Annotated in this window: 4 protein-coding genes; 3 read left to right on the top strand and 1 reads right to left on the bottom strand. The window is 76.6% G+C overall.

Annotated elements, in window-relative coordinates:
• The coding region (locus VGR37_20400; GenBank protein HEV2149773.1) for a hypothetical protein at positions 1-180 on the top strand (180 nt) is incomplete at its 5' end.
• A 3-nt stretch (positions 181-183) separates the two neighbouring features.
• Positions 184-1,128, top strand: coding sequence for a D-glycerate dehydrogenase (locus VGR37_20395; GenBank protein HEV2149772.1), 945 nt, complete (start codon positions 184-186; stop codon positions 1,126-1,128).
• A gap of 20 nt (positions 1,129-1,148) precedes the next feature.
• On the opposite strand, the gene VGR37_20390 is transcribed toward VGR37_20395, so the two are convergent.
• On the bottom strand, positions 1,149-1,529 hold the full coding sequence (locus VGR37_20390; GenBank protein HEV2149771.1) for a carboxypeptidase-like regulatory domain-containing protein: 381 nt from the start codon (positions 1,527-1,529) through the stop codon (positions 1,149-1,151).
• Positions 1,530-1,773: 244 nt separating this feature from the next.
• Here VGR37_20390 and VGR37_20385 point away from each other — a divergent pair.
• The coding region (locus VGR37_20385) for a hypothetical protein (GenBank protein HEV2149770.1) at positions 1,774-2,005 on the top strand (232 nt) is incomplete at its 3' end.

The following is a 2,005-nucleotide window of genomic DNA, read 5'->3' as shown; positions in this document are numbered from 1 at the left end:
GTGGAGGCGTGGCTCGCCGGGCGCGGCATCCGCCGGCTGCGGACCGGGGCGTCCACGCGCGACCAGCGCGCGGCGGCGGTCCTCCCGGCGCTGGGATTCGCCCGGATGAGCATCGCGGAGCACCAGGCGCTGGGGCTGGACCACGCCAGCCTGGCGCTCTGGGAGAAGCGGATCGCCTAGCCCGTGGCGACCACGGTCACCACCCTCCCGCTCCCGGAAGAGGCGCTGGCGCTGCTGCGCGGAGCCGGCGAGGTGCGCGGCCCGGAGCGGTGGGAGGAGGCGCTGGGCGACGCCGCCGCGCTCATCCCCCTCCTCACCGTCCCGGTGGACGCGGCGCTGCTGGAGCGGGCGCCCCGCCTCCGCGTGGTGGCCTGCCCCACGGTGGGGTACGACCACGTGGACCTCGGCGCCTGCCGCGCGCGCGGCGTTGTGGTGACCCACACGCCGGACGTCCTCACCGGGGCCACGGCCGACCTCACCTGGGCGCTGATCCTGGCCACGGTGCGGCGGCTTCCCCAGGCCGAACGGTCGCTCCGGGCCGGGGAGTTCCGGGGGTGGGGGTTCTGGGACTACCTCGGGGGCGACCTGGAGGGGCGGACGCTGGGGATCCTCGGGATGGGCCGGATCGGGCGGGCGGTGGCGCGGCGCGCGGCGGGGTTCCGGATGCGGGTCCGCTACGCCTCGCGCTCGCGGCTCCCGGAGGAGGAGGAGCGCGCCCTCCGCGCCGAGTGGACCGGGTGGGACGACCTGCTCGCCACCGCGGACGTGCTGACGCTGCACGCCCCCCTCACCCCCGAGACGCGCCACGTGGTGGACGCGGAGGCGCTACGACGGATGAAGCCCGAGAGCTGGCTGGTGAACACGGCGCGCGGCCCCCTGGTGGACGAGGCCGCGCTGGCGGAGGCGCTGCGCGAGGGGCGGCTGGCCGGGGCGGGGCTCGACGTGTACGAGCGCGAGCCGCAGGTGCACCCCGCGCTCCTGGAGCTGCCGAACGTGGTGCTCCTCCCGCACGTCGGCTCGGCGACGCACGGGACCCGCACCCGCATGGCCGTGCTCGCCGCGCGCAACGCGCACGCGGTGCTCACGGGCGCCGCGCCGCTCACCCCGGTCGAGGGACTCCGTCCATGACGCCTTCCGACCGGCTCCGCTCAGCGGGCGCCGACGCCCGTGACCAGCTGCCAGTTGAGGATCACCGGGTTGCCGGGCACCACGTTGGCGACCCGGGTGGCGCTGTCGCCCACGGCGAAGGCGAACCCGGGCGGCGCCCCCAGCGTGACCGCGTAGACTCCGCGCGACAACCCGACGATGCGGTACTGGCCCGCCGCGTCGGTGAACGCCGAGGGCCCGTTGGCGACCGACACCTCGGCTCCCCTCACCGCCGCGCCGGCCGCGGTCACCTGCCCGACGATGCTCCCCAGGCGGCCCTCTCCGGTCGCCAGGGGCTGGTCCGGGAACTCGTTGCGCCCCTCGCAGCCGGCCAGCAGCGCTCCGCCCACGAGCGCCGCCACTCCAAGACTCGTGCGTCGCATGATCGTTCCTCCTGTGGGGTCCACGAGCCGTGTCTGCAAGAACCGGGCGCTCCGGAGGTGACGACTTTGGGCGAGTCTTCAGGACGTGGAACAGCCGGGTTCGGGCGTGTCCCCCGCGAGGCGGGGGCCGGGCTGCGGCGCCGTAGAGCACGATACGACCGTGCTCAACGGCGGCGAGCCCGGCAAGCTACGCCGGTCTCGCCCCTCCGGGCTCGCATCCCTCACGCGGCTTCCTCCTGCGCCCATGGATAGCCGCCCCGTGGCCCGGCTGCGCGACGACGCGCAGCGCATCCTGCGGGCGGGGATCGCCGCGGCGGACCCGCGCGCCGCCGTGCTCCGCGCCCTCTCGCGGGAGGGTGACGCCCTGCGCGTCGGCGGCGGGGAGCCGATCGACCTGGCGACCGGAGAGGGCCGCCTGGGGAGCATCGTCGGGCAGGTGACCGCGGCCGGCGCGGCGGTGAGGGGAGCCGAGGTGT

This window comes from Longimicrobiaceae bacterium (genome assembly GCA_035936415.1).
GTDB lineage: Bacteria > Gemmatimonadota > Gemmatimonadetes > Longimicrobiales > Longimicrobiaceae > JAFAYN01.
The sequence above is the reverse complement of the archived record's forward strand: the minus strand, read 5'-3'. Positions and strand labels throughout refer to the sequence as shown.